This window comes from Thalassorhabdomicrobium marinisediminis, from assembly GCF_003072065.1.
GTDB classification, from domain to species: domain Bacteria; phylum Pseudomonadota; class Alphaproteobacteria; order Rhodobacterales; family Rhodobacteraceae; genus Octadecabacter; species Octadecabacter marinisediminis.
On the sequence record NZ_QCYG01000005.1, the window covers coordinates 102,387 to 116,346 of the forward strand.

The 13,960-nt window shown below is 62.5% G+C and carries 14 protein-coding genes; 2 read left to right on the top strand and 12 right to left on the bottom strand.

Annotated features, from left to right (window positions below; all coding sequences use genetic code 11):
• Positions 1–10: 10 nt before the first annotated feature.
• Positions 11–811, top strand: a complete 801-nt coding sequence (locus DC363_RS08660) for a metal ABC transporter permease (RefSeq protein ID WP_108640952.1) — start codon at positions 11–13, stop codon at positions 809–811.
• 28 nt (positions 812–839) lie between these two features.
• Here the strand turns inward: DC363_RS08660 and DC363_RS08665 are convergent, their stop codons facing one another.
• From DC363_RS08665 to DC363_RS17335, 8 genes are all read right to left on the bottom strand, one after another.
• Positions 840–1,817 (bottom strand): ABC transporter ATP-binding protein, encoded by a 978-nt coding sequence (locus DC363_RS08665; RefSeq protein WP_108640756.1) that lies wholly within the window; start codon positions 1,815–1,817, stop codon positions 840–842.
• Entirely contained in the window at positions 1,814–2,791 is a 978-nt protein-coding gene (locus DC363_RS08670) for an ABC transporter ATP-binding protein (RefSeq protein WP_108640757.1), read from the bottom strand. Before DC363_RS08670 ends, DC363_RS08665 begins: the two co-directional genes overlap by 4 nt.
• A gap of 4 nt (positions 2,792–2,795) precedes the next feature.
• Positions 2,796–3,698, bottom strand: coding sequence for an ABC transporter permease subunit (locus DC363_RS08675; RefSeq protein ID WP_108640758.1), 903 nt, complete (start codon positions 3,696–3,698; stop codon positions 2,796–2,798).
• Positions 3,698–4,705: an ABC transporter permease subunit gene (locus tag DC363_RS08680; protein WP_108640759.1), complete on the bottom strand. Its 1,008-nt coding sequence runs from the start codon at positions 4,703–4,705 to the stop codon at positions 3,698–3,700. The genes DC363_RS08675 and DC363_RS08680 overlap by 1 nt, the downstream gene beginning before the upstream one ends.
• Positions 4,706–4,964: 259 nt before the next feature.
• Entirely contained in the window at positions 4,965–6,557 is a 1,593-nt protein-coding gene (locus DC363_RS08685) for an ABC transporter substrate-binding protein (RefSeq protein WP_108640760.1), read from the bottom strand.
• A 199-nt stretch (positions 6,558–6,756) separates the two neighbouring features.
• On the bottom strand, positions 6,757–7,722 hold the full coding sequence (locus tag DC363_RS08690; protein WP_108640761.1) for a hypothetical protein: 966 nt from the start codon (positions 7,720–7,722) through the stop codon (positions 6,757–6,759).
• 111 nt (positions 7,723–7,833) lie between these two features.
• A complete protein-coding gene (locus DC363_RS08695) occupies positions 7,834–8,631 on the bottom strand; it encodes an SH3 domain-containing protein (RefSeq protein WP_108640762.1) in 798 nt (265 codons plus the stop codon).
• A 221-nt stretch (positions 8,632–8,852) separates the two neighbouring features.
• Positions 8,853–9,080 (bottom strand): Arm DNA-binding domain-containing protein, encoded by a 228-nt coding sequence (locus DC363_RS17335; RefSeq protein WP_158270851.1) that lies wholly within the window; start codon positions 9,078–9,080, stop codon positions 8,853–8,855.
• A gap of 282 nt (positions 9,081–9,362) precedes the next feature.
• On the opposite strand from DC363_RS17335, the gene DC363_RS16830 reads away from it, so the two are divergent.
• A complete protein-coding gene (locus DC363_RS16830; RefSeq protein ID WP_277871179.1) occupies positions 9,363–9,944 on the top strand; it encodes a tyrosine-type recombinase/integrase in 582 nt (193 codons plus the stop codon).
• Positions 9,945–10,032: 88 nt separating this feature from the next.
• Here the strand turns inward: DC363_RS16830 and DC363_RS08710 are convergent, their stop codons facing one another.
• The 4 genes from DC363_RS08710 to DC363_RS08725 are packed head-to-tail and all read right to left on the bottom strand — an operon-like array spanning position 10,033 to position 13,960.
• Complete coding sequence (locus DC363_RS08710; protein ID WP_108640765.1) at positions 10,033–10,989, bottom strand: carbon-nitrogen hydrolase family protein; 957 nt, start codon at positions 10,987–10,989, stop codon at positions 10,033–10,035.
• Positions 10,990–11,003: 14 nt separating this feature from the next.
• Positions 11,004–12,176, bottom strand: coding sequence for a M20 aminoacylase family protein (locus DC363_RS08715; protein WP_108640766.1), 1,173 nt, complete (start codon positions 12,174–12,176; stop codon positions 11,004–11,006).
• Between the two features lie 54 nt (positions 12,177–12,230).
• Complete coding sequence (locus tag DC363_RS08720) at positions 12,231–13,010, bottom strand: amino acid ABC transporter ATP-binding protein (protein WP_108640767.1); 780 nt, start codon at positions 13,008–13,010, stop codon at positions 12,231–12,233.
• The gene (locus tag DC363_RS08725) at positions 13,007–13,960 is read right to left on the bottom strand and encodes an amino acid ABC transporter permease (protein ID WP_108640768.1); all 954 of its coding nucleotides are present in this window, start codon (positions 13,958–13,960) and stop codon (positions 13,007–13,009) included. The genes DC363_RS08720 and DC363_RS08725 overlap by 4 nt, the downstream gene beginning before the upstream one ends.

The window sequence follows — 13,960 nt, forward strand, 5'->3', positions numbered from 1 at the left end:
GTTTCCCTTCATGCACGGCGCCTTCTACATCGCGCTGCTCATCGGCCCGCCGACGGCCCTGCTGTCGTGCTTTTTGGTCCTCAAGGGCTGGTCGCTGATGGGCGACGCGGTCTCTCATGCGGTGCTGCCGGGGATCGTGCTGGCCTATATCGCGGGCTTCCCGCTGATCATCGGCGCGTTTCTGGCTGGCATGTTCTGTTCGCTGTTGACCGGGTACCTCGACGCGAACTCACGGGTCCGGCAGGACACGGTGATGGGCGTGGTCTTCTCGGGCATGTTCGGGCTGGGGTTGGTGCTTTACACCAAGATCGAGACCAACGTGCACCTTGATCACATCCTCTTTGGCAACATGCTGGGCGTGCAGACGGCGGACCTCTGGACCTCGGGCGTGATCGGCGTTGCCGTGACGCTGGCGCTGCTCGTGGGCTGGAAGGACCTGCTCCTCAACGCTTTCGATCCGGCGCAGGCCCGCGCCATCGGCCTGCCCGTGCGGCTGTTGCACTACGGGCTGCTCACCATCCTGTCGCTGACCATCGTGGCCACGCTGAAAGCCGTCGGGCTGATCCTCGCCATCGGTTTGCTGATCGCGCCGGGGGCCATCGCCTTTCTCATCACGCGCGAGTTTCGGCACATGCTGCTGGCGGCGGTCCTCGTCTCGACCGCGTCGCTGACCTTTGGCGTCTACCTGAGCTTCTGGCTCGGCTCGGACCCCGGCCCTACGGTCATTCTGGTGATGACCGCGCTTTTCGTGCTGGCCTTCGTCTATCGCCTGATCCGCACCGCCCGGACCGAGGCCGGCAGCGGTGCGTAAAGGGAGCTGCGCGCCGCCCCTGCGGCGCTTAGGCTGCGGGTGAAGCGGGGCCGTTCTCAGGGAAGAAACAGGCAGACTTCTGCACGTCGCCGGCCAGTTCCGGCACCTGCGCGCGGCATTTGTCCTGCACCTTCCAGCAGCGCGGCGCGAAGGGGCAGCCGTCGGGAATGTTCAACGGCGACGGAAGCTCTCCGCTCAGCTTGATCCGGTCGCGGCGGGCCTGCGGCTCGGCGCTGGGGGTCGCGGACAAAAGTGCGCGGGTATAGGGGTGCTGCGGCGCCGAGAAGACCGCTTCTTTGGGGCCCTTCTCGACCGCGCGGCCCAGATACATCACGATCACGTCGTCGGCCACGTGGCGCACCACGCTCAGGTCGTGGCTGATGAACAGATAGGCAAGCTGCAACCGCTCCTGCAGCTCGGTCAGAAGGTTCAGGATCGCCGACTGGATCGACAAGTCCAGCGCGGACACAGGCTCATCGAGGACCAGCACCTTGGGGTCCAGCATCAGCGCCCGCGCGATGGCGATGCGCTGGCGCTGCCCGCCCGAGAACATATGCGGATAGCGGTCGAAATGTTCGGGCCGCAGACCGACGAGGTCAAGCATCTCACGCGCGCGGCGCTCACGCTCCTTGCGGGGCATGTCGGGGCGGTTGATGGTCAAAGGCTCCATCAGGATCGCGCCGATCCGCTGGCGCGGGTTGAGCGATCCGTAAGGGTCCTGAAACACGATCTGCACCGATTTGCGCAGGTCGGCCCAATCCTCGGGGCGCACCGGCTTGCCGTCCAGCGTCAGCGTGCCGTCCGTCGGCTCTTCGATCATCGCGACCATGCGCGCCAGCGTCGATTTCCCGCAGCCGCTTTCGCCCACGACGGCGAGCGTCTTGCCCGCGCTGAGCGAGAAATCCAGCCCCGCCACCGCCCGCAGCGTGCGGGGCTTGCGCAGCAAGCCGCCGCTGACCTCATAGTGACGTTTCAGCCCTTCGGCATGGATCACGGCCTCGGTCATGAGACGTTCCTTTCGTCGGTGTTCAGCGGATAGTGACAGCGCACGAAGCCCAGCTCGGGGCCCGCCGGGATCGGTGGCACGGCGCGGCAATGGTCGTTGGCGTATTTGCACCGGGGCGAGAACAGGCACCCGCGGGGGCGGTCGAACTGTCCCGGCACCACGCCGGGAATCGTCGGCAGAAGCTTGTCCGTCGCGCGTTCGGGCAAAGCGTCCAGAAGGGCGGCGGTATAGGGGTGGTGCGGCGAATTGAACAGATCGTCAACGGGCTGCTCTTCGATCTTCTGGCCCGCGTATTGCACGCTCACCCGTTCGGCGGTTTCCGCGACCACGCCCATGTCGTGGGTGATCAGCACCAGACCCATGCCGGTCTCGTTGCGCAGGTCCGCCAAAAGGTCGAGGATCTGCGCCTGAATGGTCACATCAAGCGCGGTCGTCGGCTCATCCGCGATCAGCAGTTTCGGCTGGCACGAGATCGCCATGGCGATCATCACACGCTGGTTCATGCCCCCCGACATCTGGTGCGGAAAGGCAGACAGACGCCGCTCCGGATCGGGGATGCCGACCTGCTCGAACAGTTCCACGGCGCGCCGATGACGTGCCTTGCGGTCCAGTCCGAGGTGGATGCGCAGGGCTTCCTTGATCTGCCATCCCACCGTGAAACAGGGGTTCAGGGCGGACATCGGCTCTTGAAAGATCATCGCCAGATCGTTGCCGACAATCTTGCGCCGCGCTGATTTCGAGATGTTGAGAAGATCGACCCCGTCGAAGGTCATCTCATCGGCGGTGACGGTCGCGGTCCAGGGCAGAAGCCCCATGAGCGCGAGCATCGACACGGACTTGCCCGAGCCGCTTTCGCCCACGATGGACAGGATTTCGCCGGCGTTGACGTCCTGATCGACGCCGTCCACCGCCTTGAACGCGCCCGAGGCGGTGGCGAAGGACACGCTGAGGTTCCGGATACGAAGAAGGGACATGGGCTCAGCTCCTCTTCAGTTTGGGGTCAAGGGCGTCGCGCAGACCGTCGCCCATCAGGTTGATCGCCAGCACGGTCACAAGGATCGCAAGGCCGGGGAAGGTCACCACCCACCAGGCGCGCAGGATGAACTCGCGCGCTTCGGCCAGCATGGTGCCCCATTCCGGCGTGGGCGGCTGCGCGCCCATGCCCAGGAAGCCCAGCGCCGCCGCGTCGAGGATGGCGGTCGAGAAGGACAGCGCCGCCTGCACGATGATCGGTGCAAGGCAGTTGGGCAGCACGGTGATGAACATCAGCCGCGGCAGGCCCGCACCCGCAACCCGGGCCGAGGTGACATAATCTTTTCGCAGCTCGGACATGACGCTGGCCCGCGTCAGGCGCACGTAGTGGGGTTGCAGCACGATGGCGATGGCGATCATCGCGTTGGTCAGCGACGGCCCAAGCACAGCAACCAGCACCAACGCCAGCAGCAGCGACGGGAAGGCCAGGATCACGTCCATGATCCGCATGATGAGCGTGTCCACCCATTTCGGCGCGAAGCCCGCAAGCAGGCCGATCAGGATGCCGCCTGTCGCTGCGATGGAGACCACGACGACCCCCACGAAAAACGAGAACCGCGCCCCCACGATGAGACGCGACAGCATGTCCCGCCCCAAAGGATCGGTGCCCAGCGGATAGGTCCAGCTGCCGCCGTCCTGCCATGCGGGTGGCTGCAGAATGGCGCCGCGGAATTGCGCGGTGGCGTCATGGGGCGCGATCCAGGGGCCGAACAGTGCCAGAAAGGCGAAGGCCGCGAAAATCCATAGCCCGATCACCGCACCGCGGTTTTCGCGAAAATAGAACCAGAACTCGCGCAGCGCACTGGGGCGGGCGACGTCCGTCTCGGCGGGTGTAGCAATATCGGTCATCAGCGTTTCCTGATTTTCGGGTTGATCACGCCGTAAAGCATATCGACGGTAAGGTTCACGATCATCACGGCCACGGCGATCAGCAGCAGGCCGCCCTGCACCACCGGATAATCCCGGCGGAAAATGCTATCGACCATCCACTTGCCGATGCCCGGCCAGCTGAAGATCGTCTCGGTCAGGATGGCCCCGGCCAGCAGCGTGCCCACGGACAGGCCGATCACCGTGATCACCGGGATCAGCGCATTGCGCAAAGCGTGGATGCCGTTGATCCGTTTCGAGGCCAGACCCTTGGCGCGGGCGGTGCGGATGTAATCCTCGCCCAGCACCTCAAGCATGGCCGACCGGGTCTGCCGCGCGATCACCGCAAGCGGGATGGTGCCCAGCACGATGGTCGGCAGGATCAGGTGCCGCACGGCCGAGGCAAAGGCCCCCGACTGCCCCGAGACCAGACTGTCATACAGCATGAAGCCCGTGGGGTTCGGGAAGTAATAAAGAAGGTCGATCCGACCCGAGACCGGCGTCCATTGCAGGTTGCCCGAGAACACGATGATCAACAGCAGCGCCCACCAGAAGATCGGCATGGAATAGCCCACCAGCGCGGTGGACATCAACGCGCGGTCAAAGAACTTGCCCCGGTTCACGGCGGCGATCACCCCGGCAGGCAAGCCAATGAGGATGGCGAAGACCATGGCGCACAGCGACAGCTCAAGCGTGGCGGGGAACAGGGCGAAGAATTCGTCCCAGACCGGGCGCTTGGTGACGAAGGAGTTGCCAAGATCCCCCTGCAACACGCCGGTCAGGTAATCCCAGAACTGGACGTAGATCGGCCGGTCAAAGCCGAATTGGGCCTCAAGCTCGGCGTAGCGTTCCGCGGTCATCCCGCGCTCTCCGGCCATCACGACGATGGGATCCCCCGGCAGCACGCGGATAAAAGCGAATGAAATCAGGGTCACACCAATGAAAGTGGGCACGAACGTGAGAAGGCGGCTTAGAACATAGTTCAGCATTTCAACACCGACGGGTCCTTTTGAAGTGGGCAGGGATATGCAAGTTCATCGCTAACAAGCACAATATCCTCGATGCAAACACCGAAGGCGGCTCTGGTACAACCCTGCGGGCCTTGTGTAAACAGGCGCGCCGCGACGTTTTTTGCGCGTTTTTCGCGCCTGCCCCGGCGCGGATCGTGTCGCCGATGCGCCCGGTGGGGAAGAACGAAAGGGTGCCCCGAGACCGGGACACCCTTATGATTTTGCGCGAAACCTTCGCTTACTCGGACAGGCCGACCTGGTTGAAGATGTGGCCGCCCAGCGGGTGGACGATGTAGCCTTCAACTTCAGGGCGCATGGTCATGTAAACGACCGAGTGCGCGATGGTGGCCCATGGAGCTTCTTGCTTGAAGACTTCCTGTGCCTGCTCGTACAGCGGCGCGCGCTCTTCCTGCGTTGGCAGAACCTTCGCATCCTGGATCAGGGCGTCGAACTCTTCGTTGCACCACTGCGCGCGGTTGGAGCCGCCCACACCGTCGCAGCCCAGAAGCACGGCCAGGAAGTTGTCCGGATCACCGTTGTCCCCGGTCCAGCCCAGCAGCACCGCGCCGTCACGGTCTTCTTCCTTCGACCGCTCGAGATACTCGCCCCACTCGTAGGACACAATCTCAACGTCAACGCCGATCTGCGAGAAGTCTTCCTGCATCAGTTCGGCCATGCGGCGGGCGTTGGGGTTGTAGGGACGCTGAACCGGCATCGCCCAGATCTTCAGCTGCAGGTCTTCCACGCCTTCTTCGGCAAGGATTTCCTTGGCGCGCTCGGGGTTGTACTCATCATCCTCGATTGCGTCGTTGTAGGACCACATGGTCGGTGGAATCGGGTTCTTGGCGATTTCGCCGGAGCCTTGGAACACCACGTCGATGATCGCCTGCTTGTCGATGGCCATGTTCAGCGCACGGCGCACGGCAGGATTGTCATATGGTGCCACCTGCGTGTTGTAGGCCAGATAGCCCACGTTGAGGCCTTCCTGCTCCATCACGACGATGTCTTCGGCGTCTTTCATCGCCTGAACGTCGGCGGGGTTCGGATAGGCCATGACGTGACACTCACCGGCCTGAACCTTCTGATAGCGAACCGAAGCGTCAGGCGTGATCGCAAAGATCAGGCTTTCGACCTTGGCCGGATCACCCCAGTAGTCGTCGTTGCGCAGATAGCGGATCACGGCGTCTTTCTGGTAGGCCTGGAACTGGAACGGACCGGTGCCGATGGGCGCCTGGTTGACCATTTCCGGCGTGCCGGCTTCCATCATGGCGTCGGCATATTCCTTGGACACGATCGACGCGAAATCCATCGCCATGTTGGCAATGAAAGGCGCTTCGGGGCGGGTCAGGTGGAACACGACGGTGTAGTCATCGACTTTCTCGATGCTTTCCACCAGCTCGGGCATGGACATGGACGAGAAATACTCGAACGTGCCGCCGGAGACGTCGTTGTAGGGGTTCTCTTCGTTGCCCTGACGGTCGAACGTGAAGATCACGTCGTCGGCGTTGAAGTCACGCGTCGGGGTGAACTGGTCGTTGCTGTGGAACTTCACGCCCTGACGCAGCTTGAAGGTCACGGTCATGCCGTCTTCGGAGACTTCCCAGCTTTCGGCCAGACCGGGCTGCACTTCGGTGGTGCCGGTCTTGAACTCGGTCAGGCGGTTGTAGATCGGGTGGCTGGAGGCGTCGAAGGTGGTGCCGGCCGTGTAGAGCGCGGGATCGAATCCCTCGGGCGAGCCTTCGGAGCAATAGACCAGCGACTGTGCAGAGGCCGCCGAAGCGCCCAACGCGCCCATCAGCAGGCCAACAGCAAGTTTGTTTTTGAATATCATTCTGATATCTCCCTTTATTTGTTTTTATTGAGACGCGGGCTCTCAGATCTTGTGTCTGGTGCCACCCCGCATGGGCGCAGCCGTCGACACAGGCCTGCCCCGCAAAGGGGGTCCCCCATCTCACTGCCGGGATATCAGCATGAATGTCCCGGGAAGCCAATGGCAAACCCGAAAAACCGGGCCAGGTTGGTGGCACGCGTCAGACCGGGGCGGCGTCGGGGTCCAGATCAAGATAGCCTTCAAGATCGGCGCGCAAGGCGGGGTCGAGCGCCTCGGCATGCATCACCCGGCTGTAGAAAAGGGTGAAATAGACCACCTTGATCGCCGCCACCGTCCGCGAAAGCACGCTGTGCAAAATAAGCCCCAGAAAGGCGAAGACGAGAACCGGAAGCCAGTTGAACTCGGTCTGCGGTCCGATGGGGCCAATAGTGGGGATGTCCGGCGACAGATCACGCAAGGGGCCGGCCGACAACGCCGCGGGCATGGCATCGCCAAAGAGCAGCCCGCAAGCCACCGCCGCCAGCCCGCCGAACAGATAGAGCGGCCCCATCACCGTGGCCACGACCCCGCCCATGATGTCGATACCGAAGACCCCCACCAGCGTCTCTGGCACGTGCGCCCTCAACCGCTTGAGCCGAACCACCCCGTCGCCAAGGCTCAGCCGGTCCACGGCGATGGCGGGCAACAGAAAATGGTTCACAAGGTCCCAGACCTCTCCGATCCCGCCCAGAAGCAGGCCCATAAGCCCGCCTTCCTTGTTGCGGCGACTGGCCACCCAGCCCGCCGCCATATCCAGCAGCGCCAGCTTGCGCACCTGGCCCCCCAAGCCGGTCAAGGTGCGGGCGGCGTCCTTACCCGTCGGCCTCTCTCCGGTGGCGGTGTCGAACGCCAGACGGCTCAGGGTCAGCTCCGCGCGGTTGTAGAAAAAGAACTTGTAAACGAACATCACCAGCGCCCCGAACAGGCACCACAGGCCCCCGCCCCCGCCCGAAGCGATCAGCAGCACGCCCGCGAAAAGCAAACAGACCATCACCGTGGCGTAAATCCACATCGCCACCAGCGGTGACAACAGCGCGCGGTTGCGCCCCACGAGCGCGAAGGTATGGCGCACCAGAAAGCCCAATTGCGAAAGCCGCGCTTTGCGGTCCGGTTTCTCGAAATCCATTCTCTGTCCTGTCTTAATTCTATGGGGAGGCGAGCGGGCTGCGCCGTCGCTCAGCGGTCCGAGTGACACGCCATCCCCGTTTGGTTGCGCGGCCAAAGCGGCTGCGCCCCGTCACTCCGGAAAGCTCCAATCGCTGTGATCGACGCGGAAGATGCGCACCGGCGCGCCGGGCTGGTTCGGGTCCGCCCGCAGGGAAAACACCGCGCGTTGCATCTGTCCGAAGTTAACGAAATCCACGTTCACCGTGATCATGCCGCGCATCATGGGCCGGTCCGCGTCCGGAGCGATCCGCACGATACGGCCCTGAAAATCCTGCGCGTCATAAAGCACGTCTGCGCCGTGCCCCGCCAACGCGGGCTCCATCCCCGAGAAGAAATAGCGCGGGGCCGCCGTCGCACCAAAGGGGTTCTCCGCGGCGCTGCGCTGGGCCTCGAAGGCGGTGTAGAGGTCGGCTACAAGTCGCGCGGCCCCGTCGATCATCGCATCGCCAATCCCCTCGACCGCCACCTGCGCGCCCGTGTCGGGGGCGGTTGATGCAAGGTCCACGTCCTCCATCAGGAACCGCTGCGCGACCCAGCCGGCCTTGGCGAAATCCGCCGTCTGCATCAGGCACCAGCGTTGCGGCAGGTCCGCCCGCTGCGCTTCGCTCAGCCGGTGGTAGATCGACGGGATCAGCAGCGGCACGCAGGTTACCTGTTGCAGGCCCCGGGCGTCGGGCGGCAGGCTGTCGATGACAAGGTATTGCGTCCCCGGCCCCATCCGCATGTTCAGCACATCGTCCGCCGCGACCCCGGTCACCCGCCAGGCGTCCGGGCCATGCCCGTCGATCTCCGCCAAAGCCCCCGTGGCCAGTGTGGTCGCCACAACGGTCGCCGCCGACATTAACATTCCGAACAGATATTTTCGCATCTTCCCCCCTTTCGCAAACCTCCGCCCCGGCCTGCCTTTCTCCATTTTCCAAACATGCTACGCGATCATGGCCAATGATTTCCACTCTAATTGGCACCAAATAACAGATACACGTCGCCCGGGAAATTAAACTAACATCTGGCACCGCCCAGATTTAATGCAAACCGGAACCAACATCCTGAAAGCGCTCGGTGTCGCGCCCAGAACGATCAACGCAATTCTTACGCAAGAAGCCACCCACATAATTGTTCTTTGCGAACCAACTGCACGTCTAGCACAGAGGGCAAAGCAGCAGCCGAAGTTCGGGCTGCGGCCAGCTTGACGTCTGGATATGTCCCGATCACGACAGACTGGATCTTCCCATCGAGCCCACGGAAGCGAAACGCGAAGGTTTTTCGGCCAGACGGGAAAGCACGAACGAGCAGCCCAGTCTCTTTGACGTCAGTCACCTCGGTTCTCTTCTCAACTTTGAGGGAACGACTGCAAACGGCCAGGTATCAAAGGCCAGATCTTATCTGATGCCAGTATTTGACTGGTGCGCTCATCGAAACAAATTCAGCAGAGTCGGCAGTGGACGCCCTCAGAAACTTGATGTTGTTGATTTGCACAGGACACACGACCCCGCGTCAGACGACCCTGAAATCGTTGGATTCCGAGATCGTGCGCTTGATCACCGCGAGCTCAGCAGAGTGTTGCCGCTTCTGACATGGCCGGCGCCCCCTCAAATGAGAATGAACCAAGGTATAGAGGGTGACATCCGTCCGCTGGCCCTAAGATTCTTGCTTCTGACATGTGCTCGCTTGGATGAGCTGGTCGTCATGAAGTGGAATGACTTCAAGGAGGATACTTTGCACTGGCACAAGCCGGCGGTGAAAACCGTCAGAGGAAAACCGCGACAGCAGTACCTCCCATTGTCCGGTGCAGCTGTTGCACTTCTCACGTCTCTGCCCAACTACGGGACTTGGCGAAAGAGCGATCTCGTTTTTCCCAATAGTGCCGGTCATTTCCTGGGTAACTGGCACCGGATAACGAAGGCGGTTCACCGGGAAAGTCAAACTGACAACTGGCACCGCCATGATTTAAGACGAACCGGAGCCAGCATCATGAAAGCGCTCGGGGTCGCGCCCAGGACAGTCGACGAAATTCTCGCGCATAGAGCCACCCATAGAGATGAGGGAACGTCGGCTGCACTCGAGAATTACTTCGCATCCACACATTTGCTCGAACACGTGGTTGATCCGCAAAGGGCCGCGTTCGATAAGCTGGCGGAAGCCTTGGATTATATCGAGAGGAGTGGTTCTCAATTCGCGTAACCTTTGGTCTTGCGCCCAGAAAGGACGCCGCTGGTCGTCTTGGTCAGATCGCCCTCCAGTAGGATTTCTATCGTGCGAGTGCGACCGATCAACCTCTGACGTCGTCTTGGTCCTGCGCTCGCGAGAAGGTCACGCTGCGTTTTTCGGACTCGTCTACCGCCAGCTGAAAGACCTCGGGCCGCGCATAGTGACCGACCACGTCGAAATCATAGCGCGCACGGGGGATGGCGCTGCGGTCGCACTCGGCCACCAGAAGCCCTTCGGACCCGCGCAAGGGGCCGGCCAGAACCTCGCCCAAGGGTCCAAGGATCACGCTCCCGCCCGAAATCAGGTCGTCCCCCTCCGGCCAATTCGCTACGGTCTGCCCCGAGACTTCGGGGGCGGGCTGGAACTGGCATGCGCTGACGACAAAACAGCGCCCTTCCAACGCGATATGCTGCATGGTGGATTGCCAGGCCTCGCGGGCATCGACGGTGGGCGCGCACCAGATCTCGGCCCCCTTCGCATAGAGCGCCGTGCGCAACAGCGGCATGTAGTTTTCCCAGCAGATGGCAGCCACGGCCGTCCCGGCGCGTGTTTCGACCGCAGGCAAGGTTGAGCCATCCCCCTGCCCCCAGATCAACCGCTCAGTGCCGGTGGGCATCAGCTTGCGGTGAATGTTGGTCAAACCGGCGTCCGGATCGATAAAGACGGCGGTGCAATAGAGCGTGCTTGCCGCGCGTTCGATGATCCCCGCCACGATCGAGGCCCCGGTGCGGTTCGCGAGGTCGCACAAGGCGGCGACCTCCGCACCGTCAAGATCGATTGCTGCGTCATAATATCGCTGGAATTCCTCGCGTCCTTCAGGTCTGCGAAAACCAAGCTGGGTGCCGAAGTCGCTGCCTTTGGGATACCCACCCAAGACCGCCTCGGGCAGGACCAGAACGTCCGGCCGGGCCGCCGTGATCTCGGCCTCATAGGACAGGATCGTGTCCAGCGTGGCCGGCGCCCCGTCGGGCGAGGCCCCGATCTGCAGAGCGGCAAGACGGAATGTCGGGTGCGTCATGGGAAGACCTTCTATCAGTGTGTCAGGAACCGTTCCGCCAATCGTGCCCACAAAGCCGCGCCTGTGGTCAAGCTGTCGTCGTCGAAATCATAGGCGGGATTGTGCAACGGAGCGGACTGTTCGCCATTTCCCAACCGGATGAAACAGCCGGGTTTGTGCTCGAGGAAATGCGCGAAATCCTCGCTCCCCGGGATCAACGGGCATTCCGGCACGGTGCCCACGCCGGTCAACTCTTCCGCGATCCCCGTGGCGAATGCGGTTTCTTCGGGCGCGTTGGTAACGACCGGATGGCCGCTGTCATATTCGATTTCGGCCTTCGCACCCCAGGACGCGGCCTGCGCTTCGACGATGCTGTAGATGCGCGCCTTGATCAGAGCACGGGCTTCGGGGGTGAAGGTACGTACGCTGAGTTCCAACGTCGCTTTGTCGGCGATCACGTTCGTCGCGGTGCCACCGTGGAAGGTGCCCACCGTGACAACTGCGGTGTCGGTGGAATCCATGCTGCGCGACACGATCGTCTGCAGCGCCATGACAAGGGCCGACCCGACAACGATGGGATCAATGCACAGGTGTGGCCGCGCGGCATGTCCGCCTTTGCCGTGAAGCGTGATCCGGACCGTGTCCGCGGCGGCCATCAAAGGGCCGGACCGCATGAGGATCTGCCCCGCCGGCGCACCGGGGTGATTGTGCAGCCCGAAGATCGCATCGCAGGGAAACCGCTCGAACAGACCGTCGTTGATCATTGCCACCGCCCCGCTGTCGCGGCCCACCTCTTCCGCTGGCTGGAAGATCAGGTTCAACGTGCCTGAAAAGTTCCGCGTCCGGGCCAGATACTCAGCCGCCCCCAACAACATCGTCGTATGGCCGTCGTGGCCACAGGCGTGCATGACCCCCGGAACCGTGCTGGCGTGTGCGTGGTCGCTGGCCTCATGGATGGGCAGCGCATCCATATCCGCGCGGATCGCGACCGAGCGGTTGCCATTGCCCACACGCAACTGCCCGACCACGCCGTGGCCGCCCACATTGCGCGTCACCTCATAGCCCCAGCTTTCCAGCTTCTGGGCTACCAAGGCCGAAGTCTTCACCTCTTGATGGGACAATTCGGGGTGCGCATGCAGGTGGTGGCGCAGGTCGACAAGATCAGCCTTCGCCTGTTTGAAGTCTTCAATCGTGGCAAATTTGGTCATAGGACATCAGACCGCAGGCCGCGATCCGCCTTTCATGTCAATTCAGCAAAAGGGTTACAGGACGCGGTGCAAAAACTCGCGGGTGCGTTCCCGCTGGGGGTTCACCAGAATTTCCTCGGGCTTGCCCTGTTCCACGATATGGCCGCCGTCCATGAAGATGACACGGTCGGCCGCTTCCTTGGCAAAACCGATCTCGTGGGTCACCACGATCATCGTCAAACCCTGCTTTGCCAGATCCTTCATCGTGGCCAGAACTTCGCCCACCAATTCGGGGTCGAGCGCCGAGGTCGGCTCATCGAACAGCAGGATCTTCGGCTTCACCGCAAGCGCACGGGCAATCGCCACCCGCTGTTGCTGCCCGCCGGACAGCTGGCGCGGATAGGCGTTCAGCTTGTCCGCCAAGCCGACCTTCTCGATCAGACCGGTCGCGAGCTCGACAGCCTCGCGGCGTTTGACCCCGTGAACGCCCACCGGTGCCTCGATGACATTCTGAAGGACCGTCATATGCGGGAACAAGTTAAAGCTCTGGAACACCATGCCCATTTTGCTGCGCTGGCGCGCAATGGCGGCGGACCCCAGCGCCACAAGGCGATCCCCCTGCAGCTTGTAGCCGATCTGTTCTCCATCCACTTCGATGAAGCCTTTGTTGATCTCTTCCAGACGGTTGATGCAACGCAGCAGCGTCGACTTGCCCGACCCGGACGGCCCCAGAATGGCGACCACCTCGCTCGGGGCGATGTCCATGTCGATCCCCTTGAGCACTTCATTGCTGCCAAAGGCCTTGTGGACGTTGCGCGCCCGCAGGATCGGGGCCTGTGCGGTGGTTGCGGTCATAGCGGGGCCTCTTCCTGGGTGGTTACGGTTTCGGGATTGTCGAACACCACGCGCTGCTGGTCACCGCGGGCATAGTAGCGTTCGATCCGGGACTGGATTGCGCTGAGGACGGAGACGATCAGAAGGTACCAGATCACGGCCACCATCAGCAGCGGGATCACCTCGAAGTTGCGGTTGTAGATCGACTGCACGGAATACAGCAGGTCCGCCATCGCGATCACCGACACCAATGAGGTCGCCTTGATCATGCTGATGAACTGGTTGCCCGAAGGCGGCACGATGCTGCGCATGGCCTGCGGGATCACGACCCGCCACAGGGCCCGCATCGGTTTCATGCCGAAGGCTTCGGCGGTTTCCTTCTGTCCGCGTTCGACGGACAACAGCCCGCCGCGGATGATCTCGGCCATATAGGCGGCCTCGTTCAGCGCCAGCCCGATGATCGCGGCTGTGATCGGCGTGATCAGATCGTTGGCATTCCAGGCCGCAAGGCTCGGCCCGAACGGGATCGAGAGAGAGATTTCCGGGAACAGGAACGACAGGTTATACCACAGGATCAACTGCACCAGCAGCGGCGTGCCGCGGAAGAACCAGACGAACAGCCCCGAGATGGATTTGGCCAGCGGATCGTTGGACATCCGCGCGATGGCCAGTGGAAGCCCAAGCATGACGCCCAGCACCATGCTGACGACCGCCAGCCAGATCGTGACCCAAAGGCCTTCCAGAACCGTCCGGTTGAAGAAGAATTCCGCGACCACCGGCCAGCCGAAATTCTCGTTGGTGCCGACTGCGCGGGCAAAATCCGCAGCAAACAAGAGCACCACGACCCACAAGAGCACCTTGCCCTTGGGGATAGGTCGATGTGCCCTCGCGACGTCGCGCAGGTCGTCGGACTGACGATCCGGCAAGGCCTCAGGACGCGATTTCGATTGGGGAGAGGACACATCGACCAT